This window comes from Clostridium sp. 1001271B_151109_B4, from assembly GCF_015670405.1.
Classification (GTDB): domain Bacteria; phylum Bacillota; class Clostridia; order Clostridiales; family Clostridiaceae; genus Clostridium.
In genome coordinates, this window is the sequence record NZ_JADPBQ010000011.1 from 76215 (window position 1) to 90434 (window position 14220).

At 30.2% G+C, this 14220-nt stretch carries 11 protein-coding genes; all 11 read left to right on the plus strand.

Features of this window, described 5'->3' with window-relative positions; genetic code table 11:
• The first annotated feature begins 171 nt into the window (after nucleotides 1–171).
• The 11 genes from cdaA to leuC all read left to right on the plus strand — a co-directional run bounded on the left by cdaA (nucleotide 172) and on the right by leuC (nucleotide 14210).
• A complete protein-coding gene (cdaA, locus tag I4V63_RS09345; RefSeq protein ID WP_042402506.1) occupies nucleotides 172–1026 on the plus strand; it encodes a diadenylate cyclase CdaA in 855 nt (284 codons plus the stop codon).
• Entirely contained in the window at nucleotides 996–2270 is a 1275-nt protein-coding gene (locus I4V63_RS09350) for a CdaR family protein (RefSeq protein WP_196001001.1), read from the plus strand. Before cdaA ends, I4V63_RS09350 begins: the two co-directional genes overlap by 31 nt.
• 62 nt (nucleotides 2271–2332) lie before the next feature.
• The gene (locus I4V63_RS09355) at nucleotides 2333–3934 is read left to right on the plus strand and encodes an FAD-dependent protein (RefSeq protein ID WP_196001002.1); all 1602 of its coding nucleotides are present in this window, start codon (nucleotides 2333–2335) and stop codon (nucleotides 3932–3934) included.
• 494 nt (nucleotides 3935–4428) lie between these two features.
• Nucleotides 4429–5337 carry a phosphate butyryltransferase gene (gene ptb, locus I4V63_RS09360; protein ID WP_196001003.1) on the plus strand — a complete coding sequence of 303 codons (909 nt, stop codon included), beginning with the start codon at nucleotides 4429–4431 and terminating at the stop codon, nucleotides 5335–5337.
• 24 nt (nucleotides 5338–5361) lie between these two features.
• Nucleotides 5362–6429, plus strand: coding sequence for a butyrate kinase (buk, locus tag I4V63_RS09365; protein WP_196001004.1), 1068 nt, complete (start codon nucleotides 5362–5364; stop codon nucleotides 6427–6429).
• A gap of 699 nt (nucleotides 6430–7128) precedes the next feature.
• On the plus strand, nucleotides 7129–7902 hold the full coding sequence (locus I4V63_RS09370; protein ID WP_196001005.1) for an AIM24 family protein: 774 nt from the start codon (nucleotides 7129–7131) through the stop codon (nucleotides 7900–7902).
• Between the two features lie 87 nt (nucleotides 7903–7989).
• The gene (locus tag I4V63_RS09375) at nucleotides 7990–8298 is read left to right on the plus strand and encodes a YerC/YecD family TrpR-related protein (RefSeq protein ID WP_196001006.1); all 309 of its coding nucleotides are present in this window, start codon (nucleotides 7990–7992) and stop codon (nucleotides 8296–8298) included.
• A gap of 107 nt (nucleotides 8299–8405) precedes the next feature.
• A complete protein-coding gene (glmM, locus tag I4V63_RS09380) occupies nucleotides 8406–9749 on the plus strand; it encodes a phosphoglucosamine mutase (RefSeq protein WP_196001007.1) in 1344 nt (447 codons plus the stop codon).
• 786 nt (nucleotides 9750–10535) lie between these two features.
• Complete coding sequence (gene ilvN / locus I4V63_RS09385) at nucleotides 10536–11048, plus strand: acetolactate synthase small subunit (protein WP_196001008.1); 513 nt, start codon at nucleotides 10536–10538, stop codon at nucleotides 11046–11048.
• Between the two features lie 295 nt (nucleotides 11049–11343).
• Complete coding sequence (cimA, locus tag I4V63_RS09390) at nucleotides 11344–12936, plus strand: citramalate synthase (protein ID WP_196001009.1); 1593 nt, start codon at nucleotides 11344–11346, stop codon at nucleotides 12934–12936.
• 14 nt (nucleotides 12937–12950) lie between these two features.
• Nucleotides 12951–14210: a 3-isopropylmalate dehydratase large subunit gene (gene leuC / locus I4V63_RS09395; protein ID WP_196001010.1), complete on the plus strand. Its 1260-nt coding sequence runs from the start codon at nucleotides 12951–12953 to the stop codon at nucleotides 14208–14210.
• Nucleotides 14211–14220 lie beyond the last annotated feature (10 nt).

The window sequence follows — 14220 nt, forward strand, 5'->3', positions numbered from 1 at the left end:
TCCTTTAAGTATAATTACAATTTAAATATTATGAAGAAATCATTTTATATAATTTATATTAAGAAAAAAGGAAATTATACTTAAAAGAGGAATTAAAAATAAAATAATAATATTTTAACAATTATTATTATAGTGTATAATTTAATTAGTAAATTTATGGTGGTGGATTAGATGCAAAACTTTATTACGATAGTAATGAATTCACTAAAGAGTATGTCAGTTACTGCTGTTATTGATATTTTAGTAGTAGCATTTATATTTTATAAAGGATATATGTTAATTAAAGAAACAAGAGCTGAGCAGCTATTAAAGGGAATAGCATTTATTATTATTCTAATTCCAATTAGTTCTATTTTAAATTTAAGCATGCTATATTTTATATTAAGCAAGACTTTGACAATTGGAATAATATCTGTTGTAATAATATTTCAGCCTGAAATTAGAAGAGCTTTAGAGCATTTAGGTAGAAGTGCTTTTGAAGATAAGCATGGTCTTGTTGATAAGGAACAGAGAAATATCTATGTAAATGAAATTGTTAATGCTGTATCTAACTTAGCAGAAACTAAAACAGGTGCATTAATAGCAATTGAACAAGGAACAGGGCTAGGGGAGATTATTTCTTCAGGAACTATTATTGATGCAAAAATTACTGCAAATTTATTAGAAAATATATTTGTAGTTAATACTCCACTTCATGATGGAGCTACAATAATAGGTAAAGATAGAATAGTAGCTTCTGGATGTGTTTTACCTTTGACTAATAATCAAGAGATAAATAAAAAATTAGGAACCAGGCATAGAGCAGGAATAGGACTCTCAGAAATATCAGATGCTTTAGTTATTATAGTATCAGAAGAAACAGGAACTATTTCTTTAGCTATAAATGGACGTTTAACAAGAAATTATGATAAGGATAGATTAAGAAGTATCTTACTAAAGATAATGGATCATAGAGAAGAGAAGAATGTTAAAACTGCTGGCAAGAAGGTGAAAACATGGATAACTGGAATAATAAACAGAAAGTAATAGTTCAATTTGTATGTATTTTGCTATCTTTAGGCTTATGGATTTATGTAACTAATATTGAAAATCCACTAAAGTCTTATGAATTAAATAATGTGCCAGTAGAAATATTAAATTCAGATAGTTTGAAAGATGCAGGATTGGCGTTATCTCCAAATCAAGACTTTTATGTAAAGTTAAAAATTGAAGGTAATACCCAAGATTTATTTAGTATAGATAAAAGTGATTTTAAGATAACGGTAGATTTAAGTGAATTTGTACTTAAAAAAGGAGAAAATAAGATTGCTGTAAACATTCAAGAAGCTCCAAGTACAGTAAAGATTAAAAATAGTAGTGGGCTAACAATTACAGTTAATACTGAGGAGTATTCTACAAAAGAGGTGCCGGTAAAATCAGAGATTAATGTTATATCAAAGTCTAGTTATTATGTTGCAACACCGGTATTTAGTCCAGAAACTGTAACAGTATCGGGACCAGAATCTTTAGTTAACAAAGTTACTAAAGTAATTGCTGAAGGCGAAGAAAGTAATGCAGTAAAGACTATTGTGAAAAATTACATTATATCACCAGTGGATGATAATGGTGATGAGGTTACAGGGATAGAATTATCACAAAAGTGGGTTGAAGCAACTATTGAAATTAACGAAGGAAAAACAGTTCCTATAAAAATAAATACAACAGGAACATTATCTAATGGCTTGAGATTAAAATCAATATCATCTGATATAACGGAGATTAGAATAACAGGACCAGAAGGGATTTTAAATAATGTAAATGAAATTGGAACAGAGATAATTGATTTATCTGCAATAAAAGATTCAACTACTGTAGATGTTGCATTAGGAATACCAGATGGGATATCAATTCATAATGGTGAAAGTTCAATAAAAGTTAATATATCAGTAGATAAGTCTCAGACCAAGGAGTTTACAATTTCTTATTCAATAATAGGAACAACAGCAGAAGGATTGACTATTGTGCCAGATTCAGAGAGTGTTACAATAACAGTATCAGGTTATGCTGATGTATTAAATAATCTAACAGAGTCAAACTTTACTGCAGAGTTAGATGTTTCAGAATATACTGAGGCTGGAGAATACACTAAAGTACCTACTGTAAATTTAGTTAGTGTAGATAATGTTAATATAGATAACGTAAGTGAAGTAAAATTGACTATATCTAAAGATACGCAGACTAGTACTGATCCTGATGATAGTACAGGAAATACAGAAGAATTAAATGAATAATTTATCGTTAAGGTCAATCTAAATATTTGGATTGACCTTAATGACCAATATGAGGTGAATATATGACAATAAGAATAAATAATCTAAGCCTTGGTTTAGATGATGACATAAGTTTATTAAAGAAAAAGATAAGTAAAAAATTAAGAATTTCAGAAAAAGAAATTGAAAACTTAAGAATAGTAAGAGAAAGTATTGATGCTAGAAAAAAGGATAATATTAAACTTACATATGCAGTTGAAATTAATCACAAAGATGAAGAAAAGTTAGTTAATAGACTTCATGATAATGATGTCAGGGTAGATGTATCTAAGTATGAACCGGATGTTGAACCAGGAGCTGAAAGACTTAATAATAGGCCAGTAGTAGTTGGACTTGGGCCAGCAGGATTATTTTCAGCATTAATGTTAGCTCAAAAAGGTTATAAACCATTGGTGATAGAACGTGGAGAAGATGTTGATAAAAGAACAGAGACTGTGGATAGATTTTGGAAAACTGGTGAACTTAATTTAGAATCAAATGTTCAGTTTGGTGAAGGGGGAGCAGGTTCATTTTCAGATGGAAAGCTTACTACTAGAATTAAGGATAAAAAATGTGACTATGTCTTAGCAGAACTTGTTAAAGCAGGAGCTCCAGCAGAAATAAAATATGAAGCAAAGCCGCACGTTGGAACAGATATACTAAAGGATGTAGTAAAAAATATAAGAAAACAAATAATTGCTTTAGGAGGAGAGGTTAGATTTTCCTCTAAGCTTGAATATATAAAGAGTAATGATGGAAAAATAAAAAGTATAGTTGTAAATGGTGATGAAATACCATGTGATGCACTTGTTTTAGCGTTGGGGCATAGTTCAAGAGATACATATGAAATGTTACATAAAATAGGAATATTTATGGAGCCAAAGGCATTTGCAATTGGTGTTAGAATTGAGCATCCTCAAGAAATGATTAATGTTGGGCAATACGGTAAGATGGCAAGTCATCCAAGATTACAAGCAGCAAGTTACAATTTAACTTATCAAAGTAAAGATTTAGGTAGAGGAGTATATTCATTCTGTATGTGTCCCGGTGGAGTAGTAGTAGCGGCTGCTTCAGAAGAAAAGAGATTAGTTTCAAATGGTATGAGTTATCATGCAAGAGATAAGGCTAATTCAAATTCTGCATTAGTTGTAACTGTTGGACCAGAAGATTTTGAAGGAACTTCAGTATTAAGAGGAATGGAATTCCAAAGGCATTATGAATCATTAGCTTACAAAGTTGGTGGTGGTGGATACAAAGCTCCAGTTCAATTATTAGGTGATTTTGTTAATGATAGAAAATCAACTAAATTAGGAGCAGTTATTCCAAGTTATGAACCTGGCTTTGAATTTGCAGATATGAGAGAATGTTTACCTTCTTATGTTGTTAATGGAATTAAAGAAGGTGTAAATAATTTTGATAGAAAAATTAAAGGCTACGGAAGAGAAGATGCTGTGTTAACGGGTATTGAAACAAGAACTTCAGCTCCAGTTAAAATAACTAGAAATGAAAGATTAGAAAGTATTTCTTTAAGTGGTCTATACCCATGTGGAGAAGGAGCAGGTTTCGCTGGAGGAATAGTATCTGCAGCAGTAGACGGAATCAAAGTTGCAGAGAGAATTATAGAAAAATATAGTCCAATACAGTAGTATTAAAAGCAATATATTTTTAAAAGTTAATGTTTGTGCTGCAAATGGGAACAGTATGATTTTAGATGTAAGTAGATTTTATTAAGCGATATTATAATGAATATTGCATCTAAAAACAAATTGGAGTATTTACATTAACCTAGGAAAAAAGAGATATTATTATTGAAGGGAATATTGAAATCGAGCTGTAGAATTTAATAATTGATAGAAGATAATTTGCGTGAAGAAGATTATATGTTTGAGCGGTAGCAAATTATCTGGAATCAATTATATAAATTCAAGGCGAAATTTCACTAATCCTCGGAAAAATAATATCTCTTTTTTGTTATTTCTGCTATGGTTAGAAATTCAACATGAAATTTTCTGAAAATTTAGGTTTTTGTGAAAAAGTTTGGTAAAATAAAATATAAGGTAAATATTCCATTTAATTAAAAAGAATACAAATACTTACTAAACAGGGTTATTGGGAAATGAATATATAGGAGAGGTGTAACATGAGTAAAAGTTTTGATGATTTATTAACTAAGTTAAAGGTAGCAAAAACAAAGAAGTTAGCAGTAGCAGTGGCACAAGATGAGCCAGTTTTAGAAGCAGTTAAAGCTGCAAAGGATAGAGGGATTGCAGAAGCAATTTTAGTTGGGGATAAAGATAAGATTGAAGAAATTGCTGCAAAAATTGATATGGATTTAACTTCTTTTGAAATAGTTAATGAAGCAGATGTTAAAAAAGCTACATTAAAAGCAATTGAATTAGTATCAAGTGGTGCAGCAGATATGGTTATGAAGGGATTAGTTGATACAGCTACTTTCTTAAGAAGTGTATTAAATAAAGAAGTTGGACTTAGAACAGGAAAGTTAATGTCACATGTATCTGTATTTGAAATTGAAGGAATTGATAGATTAGTTTTATTAACAGATGCTGCATTTAATACTTATCCAGATTTAAAACAAAAGGTTCAAATTATAAACAATTCTGTAATGGTAGCAAAATCTTGTGGAATAGAAAATCCAAAGGTTGCTCCAGTTTGTGCAGTAGAAGTTGTAAATCCAGATATGCCAGCAACTATAGATGCGGCATTATTATCTAAGATGAGTGACAGAGGACAAATTAAAGGGTGCATAGTTGATGGACCTTTAGCTTTAGATAATGCATTATCTGAAGAAGCAGCACATCATAAAGGGGTAACAGGACCAGTAGCGGGAAAAGCAGATATATTATTACTTCCTAATATAGATGTTGCAAATGTTATGTATAAGTCTTTAACTTATACAGCTCATACTAAAAATGGTGGTATATTAGTAGGAACATCAGCTCCAGTTATTTTAACTTCAAGAGCAGATAGCTTTGAAACAAAGGTAAATTCTATTGCATTAGCTGCATTAGTATCAGAGGGTAGAAAGTAATATACTTAGGGGGTATTGAGAATTATGGCATATAAATTATTAATAATTAATCCAGGGTCAACATCAACTAAAATAGGGGTTTATTCAGGAGAAAAAGAAGTTTTAGTTGAAACATTAAGACATTCATCAGATGAAATAGCTAAATATGATACTATTTTTGATCAAAAAAGCTTTAGAAAAGAAGTTATAATGAATATTTTAAAAGAAAATAATATTGATGTGAATTCATTAGACGCAATAGTAGGAAGAGGGGGAATGCTTAGACCTATTCCAGGCGGAACTTATGAAGTTACGGATAATTTATTAGAAGATTTAAAAGTTGGAGTATCAGGACAACATGCATCTAATTTAGGTGGAATATTAGCAAATGAAATTGCAAAGGAAGTTGGAATAAGGTCATTTATAGTTGATCCTGTTGTTGTAGATGAATTACAAGATGTAGCTAGAATTTCAGGTATTCCTGAACTGCCAAGAAGAAGTATTTTCCATGCGTTAAATCAAAAAGCAGTTGCTAAGAGATATGCAAGAGAGAATGGAAAAGCATATGATGATTTAAATCTTGTTGTAGTTCATATGGGTGGAGGAGTATCTGTTGCTGCTCATAAGGATGGGTTAGTTATTGATGTAAATAATACTTTAGATGGAGACGGACCATTTTCACCAGAAAGGGCAGGATCAGTTCCAGTTGGAGATTTAGTTAAGTTATGCTTTAGTGGAAAGTATACTCAAGCAGAAGTATATAACAAGATAGTTGGTAAGGGTGGTTATGTTGCATACCTTAACACTAATGATGCTAGAGATGTATTAAAAGCTAGAGAAGAAGGAGATGAATATGCTTCATTAATATTTGATGCATTTATTTATCAAGTTAGCAAAGCTATAGGGGAAATGTCTACTGTTCTTAATGGAAAGGTTGATCAAATTATTTTAACTGGTGGAATAGCTTATTCAGCTGTAGTAGTCAAAGAAATTAAGAAAAGAGTTAAATGGATTAGTGATATAACTGTTTATCCAGGAGAAGATGAATTATTAGCATTAGCTCAAGGTGCTATTAGAGTTCTTGATGGAGAAGAAGAAGCAAAGATATACTAAGATTTAAATAATATAATTGCCTCTGGGATTAATTCAAGGTTTGAATTAATTTCAGGGGTGATTATATTATGAAATAATATTACCATAAAAAATTAAATGGTGTTACTAAACAAAAAAATATTTTCTATGCTTTGAAACAGTAGCATTTATAGCTATTCAAGGTATTATGCTCAGTATTAACTATTTTAGCTATGTTCTTTTATAATGTAACTGGAGATATTCATACAATTAAAGATGAAAGAAAATTAAAAGGACAATTTAAAACTATTTAGATGAGAAATAGAAAAGACTTAAAATAATGTAATTATTATCTTAAGTCTTTTAATTTTAGGTAAAATATATTTAATTTAGAATTAAACATAATTACATATTTAATACGTTAATGTATAACGGATTAATATATATAATAAAAAGTTAACAATAGCTAACAGTATTATTACTCAGCAAAATTTTGGGATTAAAATTACTAGTGTTTTAGAATCGGAAGAATTGGTAAATAGCTTGAAATGGGAAGGTGTAAGTAATAAATCTAATATTGTGGAAATAAAAAAGTAAGAAGTAGGAGTTTGGAAAAAAATCTTAACTATTAATTCTTACTTTTTATTTACTAACTATAAGAGCTGAATTGTTTAATGAATATTAAATTTGGATAGAATTAAGGTATAATATTTATAGAGTATAAAGGTGTGGGTAGTTAATATGAGAAGTAATATAGAGGTTAAAAATAAGCTTACTTTAGTTTCGCAAATGGGTAATCAATCTTGTTTTCAAATTTTAAGATATTCGTCGCTTAATGGTGCAAGTGAATTAAATGTAGCTAGGGCTATTAGGACCATTGAAGGTAATGGTAAGAGACTAAAGCAGGTTAGAATATTACTTAATGATAGATCTGTTAAGATTCAAGAAGGTACTCTAAGCTATATGAAGGGTTTTATTGAAAGAAGTGATATAGTAAATGAGTATAAGGGAATTAAAAGAGTTATTTTTGGAGTTACTCATATGGAGCATTTTGGATTGAAAACTGTTTTTAGTGGAACTGGCGAAATATTATTAAAGCCTAGTTTTAATGATTTTACACTAATTGAATTAGTTGATGAAGAAATAATAATAAATGAAGATATGTTTTATGGATGTGATAGTGAGATTAATATTTCTTTAACTTCAAATGATAGTAATAAAATGAATTTAAGTGGATCTGGAGTTATTGTATTGAAATTACCTGTACCAGAAGAAGAGATTATAAGATGTAAATTATATAAAGATAGATTAGTTGTTAATGGTGACTTTATAGTATTAAGAAGTGCTAATGTAAAAGTAAGTCAAGAAGAGTATGAAAGAATAATTGATGGAGAACTTGTAGAAGAAGTAAATAATGTTTATAGTGGTATAGGTGAAGTATGGATTTTACCAACAAAAAGTATTTATGATAAATACACCGAAGCAGATTGCTTTGAAAATGATGAAGAAAATTAATAAGCTAAAGAAAAATTTAAAGTATACTTAAATTTAGCACACTAAAGTGTTAAAATCATGGTATAGATAAATAATAGGAGTGATAATATGAGCCTACAGAATTTAGAGTTTAAAGATGATTTAGATATGTTATTTGAAGCGGTTTTAGAGTTAAATAATATAGAGGAATGTTATAAGTTCTTTGAAGATATAGCAACAATAAATGAGTTAAGGGCAATTTCTCAAAGAATATATGTTGCAAAAATGCTTACAGATAAAAAAGTATATACAGAAATAGCTGAAGTAACAGGTGCAAGTACAGCAACTATCAGTAGGGTAAATAAATGTCTTAATTATGGACAAGGAGGATATAATTTAGTATTAGAAAGAATGTATCCAAAAGATAAACAAGAATAATTGATATATAGCAGTAAAGTATGGTATATTGTAAAAAATCGGCATAAGTAATATACTATAAAAGATAATGTCTATAATTAATTATTTATATAAGCGAGGTATTATATATGAGTAGAATGTTTGGAACAGATGGTGTTAGAGGGATAGCAAATACTGAATTAACTGCAGAATTAGCTTATAGCTTAGGAAGAGCAGGGGCTTTTGTATTAACTGAGGGTACTCATAAACCAAAGATTTTAGTAGCAAAAGATACTAGAATATCAGGGGATATGCTTGAAGCTGCTTTAGTTGCAGGAATACTTTCAGTAGGAGCAGAAGCAGTAATTTTAGGAGTAGTACCAACACCAGCAGTAGCTCATTTAACTAGAGAATATAAAGCAGATGCAGGAGTAATGATTTCAGCATCTCATAATCCAGTAGAATATAACGGAATTAAATTTTTTGATGGAAAAGGGTACAAATTATCAGATAGTTTAGAAGACCAAATACAAGCTGTAATAGAAGGTGGATTTGAAGGCGTACCTAGCCCAATAGGTGGAAATGTTGGGAGATCATACACTGAAGAAACAGCATTAAGAGAATATATTGATTATGCATTAAGTACTATAAAAACAGATTTAAAGGGACTAAGAGTTGCTTTAGACTGTGCAAATGGTGCTGCATATAAAGCGGCAGTAAAGGCTTTTAGGTCTTTAGGGGCAAGAGTATATGTAATAAATGATAATCCAGATGGAAATAACATAAATGAAAATTGCGGATCAACTCATATGGAAGAATTAATGGATTATGTTGTAAGAAAGAACTGTCATATTGGTTTTGCATTTGATGGTGATGCTGATAGATGTTTAGCTGTAGATGAAAAGGGAAATATGATTAATGGTGATTTCTTACTAACTATTTGTGCAAAAGCTTTAAAAGAAGCAAATAAATTAATTGATGATACTTTAGTAGTAACTGTAATGAGTAATTTAGGGTTAGATATTGCTGCTAAGAGAGAAGGAATTAACTTAGTTAAAACTAAAGTTGGGGATAGATATGTTCTTGAAGAAATGCTTAAGAATAATTATGTATTAGGTGGAGAACAATCAGGACATATCATATTTTTAGATCATAATACTACAGGAGATGGATTAGTTACAGCACTTCAAGTAGCTGCTATTCTTAAAGAGAGTGGAAAAACTTTCAGTGAATTGGCTGGAGTTATGAAAGAATTACCACAGGTATTAGTTAATGCTAAGGTACCGAATGAAAAGAAAAACATATATTTAGAAGATAAAGAAATAATTTCTGCTATACAAGAAGTTGAAGCTAAGCTAAATGGTGTTGGAAGAGTGCTTATAAGACCATCTGGAACTGAACCATTAGTTAGAGTTATGCTTGAAGGTGAAAATCAAGAAGAAATAGATGAAATGGCACATAAAATTGCAAATTTAATATTAAGTAAAATATAATTATTAAATTATAATGGCGTATTAAAGTTAAGAGTAAAATTAATTTTAATACGCCATATTTTTTTGTAATAAATTAATAAAAACAATATTAAAAATAAAAAGAAGTGTTAAAAAGGTAAAGTTAAAATATAAACATAAAAAATGATGGTGTTATTAATAAATTAATAAGTTTAAAATAAATTTATTAAATTACTAAGAAATTAATAAAAATATTAACTATATGTAAAAAACAGCTAAAACAAGATCCTAAATATAATTAATATGGTAAATTTTGAAAGAGGCTATTGACAGTATATTAAAGTAAAGAGTAATATATTAACAATAGAATATTTTGGAAGGTCCTTTTTAAGGAATAAAAGCTGTGATAGAGACGTTTATTTAGAATAAAAAGTTTCAGAGAATCCATGGTAGCTGTGAATGGGTACTTTTACTAAATAATAATCACTCTTGAGCTGTAACCTGAACATTAGTAAAAATTTATCTAATGGCTAGATGTTGTAACACTCTTATCTATTTGTGTAAGATAACAGCGGATAAGCCTCTAGATAATCAATTCTAACCTTAAGGCGGAGTTAAATATCCATCTTAAGATAAGAATTCAGTTTATAAGTAGGGAATTACCGGTAAGCACCGTTATATGCAAGGGTTTGTTGGAACCTAGTGATATTTAATGATGAGGAATGTTATCCCGCCGTTATGATTTTATCATTAAGGGTGGGATTTTTTTAATCTAAATTCATTCCGTTTTATTCAAAAATTTGAAATTATTTGATTGGGGGTATATAAATGGAAAGGTATGTTTTGTCAGTTTTAGTTAGAAATTCTTCAGGGGTACTAACGAGAGTTTCAGGGCTATTTGCAAGACGCGGATTTAACATTGATAGTTTAACAGTTGGAAGAACTGAAAATCCAGAAATTTCAAGAATGACTATTACGTTAAATGGAAGCGAGGAAGTACTAGAGCAATTTATGAAGCAATTAAATAAGTTAGAAGATGTTTTAAGGGTATTACAATTAAAACCAGACAACTCAGTTTATAGAGAACTAGTATTAATTAAAGTTAAAGCAGATTCAGAGCAAAGAGCGGCAATTAATGAAGTTGTTAGAATTTTTAGAAGTAAGATTGTTGATATTTCACCAGAGACATTAACAATTGAGCTTACTGGAGATGAAAGCAAAATTAATGCTCATATAAAGTTAATGGAAGAGTATGAAATTAAGGAGTTAGTTAGAACAGGTGTCTGTGCATTAGAAAGAGGATCTAATGATATAACAGATTACTGCGAAATCTTTAATTAGTTAATAGTTAAGAGTTTAATGAAGAAACTTTTATGAGTTTTTAAAAATATATTTTTTAAATTCAGCTCAGCTGAAATTTTCCTTAACTATAAACTCAAAGCTATTAAATAACGAATCTATTAAATAACAAAGCAGTAATAAGTAATTAAATTGTGATAAGTCATAGTGGCTAGTATAACTAAAAAAGTTAACTTAATAACTATAGTATTATTGAAGTTAAGGGTTAATCAATAGTAAGGAGACAAGTATTAACTTGCCACTTTTAACTTATCACTTACGAAATGGGGGTAGAGTTTTGAATAGAACCATTGAAATTTTTGATTCTACTTTAAGAGATGGTGCTCAAGGGCAAGGAATATCATTTTCTTTAGAAGATAAAACAAAAATAGTTAAGATATTAGATGATATGGGGATTGATTATATTGAGGCTGGAAATCCTGGATCAAACCCTAAGGATATGCAATTCTTTAAGGTAATAAAAGAAATAGAACTTAAAAATTCAAGGTTAGTTGCTTTTGGATCAACAAGAAAACCAAATTCAAAGGTCAATGAGGATATTAATATAAAAAGCTTATTAAATGCAGAAACAAGTGTTATATCTATATTTGGTAAGTCATGGGCATTTCAAGTAACAGATATATTAAAGACTACATTAGATGAAAATCTACTTATGATAAGAGAAACTATAGAATATTTGACCAAAAAAAATAAAGAAGTAATTTTTGATGCAGAACATTTTTTTGATGGATATAAAGAGAATAAAGAATATTCTATGTTAACATTAAAGGCCGCCAGAGAGGCTGGAGCAAAAACACTAGTTTTATGTGATACAAATGGTGGAACATTACCAAGTGAGATTAAAGAAATAATTACTGAAGTAGCTAAGAGTTTCGAATGTAAAATAGGAATTCATTGCCATAATGATATAGGTATGGCAGTAGCAAATTCAATTATGGCAGTAGAGGCAGGGGCTATACATATTCAAGGCACATTTATAGGAGTCGGTGAAAGATGTGGGAATACTAATTTAAGTACAGTAATTCCAACTATAGCCTTAAAAATGAATTGTAATTTAAAGGCTGAAGGTCACTTGCCAGAATTAACTGCAAAGGCTAGATATATTTCAGAAATATCTAATATCCAATTAGAAGATTCAACTCCTTATGTGGGTAAATCAGCGTTTGCCCATAAAGGCGGAATGCATATAGATGCAATTTGTAAAACACCACAATCATATGAGCATGTAAAACCAGAGGTAGTCGGGAATAAGAGAAGATTTTTATTATCAGAGGTAAGTGGAAAGAGTACTGTTTTACAAGAGATACACAAGATATTTCCTAATGTCCAAAAGGATGGAGAGGAAGTTAAAAAGGTAACCAAAAGATTAAAGGAATTAGAATATGAAGGTTACCAATTTGAAGGGGCAGAAGGAACTGTAGAGTTGTTAATAAGAAAAATAATTGGAAAGTATAGGCCATTTTTCAAATTAAATCATTTTAAAACCATGGGAGAAGCACCTTGGAATAATGGTGAATTTAGCTCAACAGCTTTAATTAATATAACAGTTGATGGAAAAAATGAAATGACAGCAGCAGAAGGGGATGGACCAGTAAATGCTTTAGATAAAGCCCTGAGAAAAGCATTAGAGGTCTTTTATCCAGAATTAAAAAGTATAAAGTTAGTTGATTATAAGGTTAGAGTTTTAGATTCAGAAAGTACAACTGGTGCAAAGGTTAGAGTTTTAATTGAAAGTACTGATGGAAATGAAAGTTGGAGTACTGTTGGGGTGTCTAAGGACGTAATTCAGGCAAGTTGGATTGCATTAGTTGATTCAATGGAATATAAACTAATAAAAGATATTGAAAGAAAAGCAAAAGCATATTTCTAAAGGGGGAAAAAACAATGGCAATGACAATGACTCAAAAAATATTAGCTGCTCATGCAGGATTAGAAAGTGTAAAGGCAGGACAATTAATAGAAGCAAATTTAGATTTGGTGTTAGGTAATGATATTACTTCACCAGTTGCAGTAAAAGAATTTGAGAAGTTTGGAGTAAAAAAGGTTTTTGATAAAGAAAAGATAGCTATAGTACCAGATCACTTTACGCCAAATAAGGATATAAAGGCGGCAGAACAATGTAAATTTATTAGGGAATTCTCTAGAGATAAAGGAATAGTTAATTTCTTTGAAATCGGAGAAATGGGAATAGAACATTGTTTATTACCTGAAAAGGGATTAGTGGTTGCAGGTGATGTTGTTATAGGGGCGGATTCACATACTTGCACATACGGTGCATTAGGAGCCTTTTCTACGGGAATTGGTTCAACAGATATGGCAGCTGGAATGGCTACAGGAAAATGTTGGTTTAAGGTTCCTTCAGCATTAAAGTTCGTATTAAAGGGAAAGCCTTCAAAATGGGTAAGTGGTAAAGACGTTATACTTCATATTATTGGAATGATAGGAGTTGATGGAGCTTTATATAAATCAATGGAGTTCGTTGGTGATGGATTAAATCATTTATCAATGGATGATAGATTTACAATGGCTAATATGGCAATTGAAGCAGGTGGGAAAAATGGTATTTTCCCAGTAGATGAAAAAACTATTGAATATTTAAAAGAACATGGAAAGAAAGAATGGAAAGTATATGAAGCTGACGAAGATGCTGAGTATGATGAAGTTTATGAAATAGATTTATCTACTTTAAGACCAACAGTATCATTCCCACATTTACCTGAGAATACAAGAACTATTGATGAGGTTGGTGATGTTGAAATTGATCAAGCTGTTATAGGTTCATGTACAAATGGAAGAATATCAGATTTAAGAGTAGCAAGAGATATCCTTAAAGGGAAAAAGGTAAATAAAAGAGTTAGATGTATAGTATTTCCAGGAACTCAAAAGATTTATTTACAAGCTTTAGAGGAAGGAATAATTAAAGATTTAGTAGAAGCAGGAGCAGTTGTATCAACACCAACTTGTGGACCTTGTTTAGGTGGACATATGGGTATATTAGCAAAGGGTGAAAGAGCTATTTCAACTACTAATAGAAATTTTGTTGGAAGAATGGGACATGTGGAATCAGAAGTTTATTTAGCTAGTCCAGCAGTTGCAGCAGCTTCAGCACTAACAGGAAAAATAACTAATCCGGAAACACTTTAAGGGGGTAAAT

Excerpts from the sequence above, each read along its gene's own strand:
- glmM (WP_196001007.1), top strand. The coding sequence starts at position 8,406 with ATGAGTAGAATGTTTGGAACAGATGGTGTTAGAGGGATAGCAAATACT.
- I4V63_RS09375 (WP_196001006.1), top strand. The coding sequence starts at position 7,990 with ATGAGCCTACAGAATTTAGAGTTTAAAGATGATTTAGATATGTTATTT.
- I4V63_RS09350 (WP_196001001.1), top strand. The coding sequence starts at position 996 with ATGGATAACTGGAATAATAAACAGAAAGTAATAGTTCAATTTGTATGT.
- ilvN (WP_196001008.1), top strand. The coding sequence starts at position 10,536 with ATGGAAAGGTATGTTTTGTCAGTTTTAGTTAGAAATTCTTCAGGGGTA.
- I4V63_RS09370 (WP_196001005.1), top strand. The coding sequence starts at position 7,129 with ATGAGAAGTAATATAGAGGTTAAAAATAAGCTTACTTTAGTTTCGCAA.
- cdaA (WP_042402506.1), top strand. The coding sequence starts at position 172 with ATGCAAAACTTTATTACGATAGTAATGAATTCACTAAAGAGTATGTCA.
- buk (WP_196001004.1), top strand. The coding sequence starts at position 5,362 with ATGGCATATAAATTATTAATAATTAATCCAGGGTCAACATCAACTAAA.
- I4V63_RS09355 (WP_196001002.1), top strand. The coding sequence starts at position 2,333 with ATGACAATAAGAATAAATAATCTAAGCCTTGGTTTAGATGATGACATA.
- ptb (WP_196001003.1), top strand. The coding sequence starts at position 4,429 with ATGAGTAAAAGTTTTGATGATTTATTAACTAAGTTAAAGGTAGCAAAA.
- leuC (WP_196001010.1), top strand. The coding sequence starts at position 12,951 with ATGGCAATGACAATGACTCAAAAAATATTAGCTGCTCATGCAGGATTA.